We start from the raw sequence: 920 nt of genomic DNA, 5'->3' as shown, positions 1-920 counted from the left end.
GGAGAGGTGTATAAGCGCCGGGCCGTGGACCGGCCGTCCCCGCTCCGGCCCGCTCCGCGCGGTGTCCCTCGGCGCCGTCCTCTCGGTTGCCGCCATCCTGACTGCGGCCCCCGCAGAGGCACAGGTGTCGTCGTTCCTCGACGGCCTGTTCGGCCGCAAGGACCCGGTGCCCGAGGCGCAGCCCGAGGCGGCACCCGTCGCTCCCAGCCAGGCGGCGCCCGCCAGCCCGTCCGCCCGGGCGCCCCTGCCGCCGCGCCGGCCCAACTCCCTCGGCGGGGTCAAAGGCACGGCGCCCGAGCCCGTCGAGACCGCCGCCGTTCCGTCCGCCCCCGAGTCCGGCCGCTCGGCCCAGCAGGTCGCCGCCGTCGCGCCACCCGGTGCGGTCGATCCCGCCAACCCGGCCGCGGTGATCGAGCGCGCCAACGCCTATTTCAACAACGTCTCGACGCTGACCGGCAACTTCATCCAGATCGGCGCCGACGGGCGCAAGATCGGCGGCAAGCTCTACCTCGCCAAGCCCGGCCGCCTGCGCTTCGACTACGACCAGCCCTCGACCCTGGAGGTGATCGCCGACGGCACCTCGGTGGCGGTGCGCGACCGCAAGCTGGCGACGCAGGACCTCTACTTCATCTCGCAGACGCCGCTGAAATTCCTCTTGCGCGACAAGATCGACCTCGCCCGCGACCTCACGGTGACGGATATCGGGGCCGAGCCCGGCGGCATCCGCATCGTCCTCGACGACCGCTCGACGCTGGGCGGCACCTCGCGCATCGCGCTCTACTTCGACGATACGATGAAGACCCTGAGCCAGTGGCGGATCACCGATCCGCAGGGCTACCAGACCACCGTGCTGCTCTCCAACCTCCAGCGCGGCCGCGCTGTCGACGGCATGCTGTTCGTCCTGCCTCTTATACACAGCT

Annotated in this window: 1 protein-coding gene; it reads left to right on the top strand. The window is 71.6% G+C overall.

Translation table 11 applies throughout. The features are described 5' to 3' along the window. Nucleotides 1-10: 10 nt before the first annotated feature. Nucleotides 11-920 (top strand): outer-membrane lipoprotein carrier protein LolA (locus VP06_RS33350; RefSeq protein ID WP_063928503.1); only part of this gene is annotated, 910 nt, incomplete at its 3' end.

The organism is Methylobacterium aquaticum (assembly GCF_001043915.1).
Classification (GTDB): Bacteria; Pseudomonadota; Alphaproteobacteria; order Rhizobiales; family Beijerinckiaceae; genus Methylobacterium; species Methylobacterium aquaticum.
This window is presented reverse-complemented; position numbering and strand designations above follow the sequence as displayed.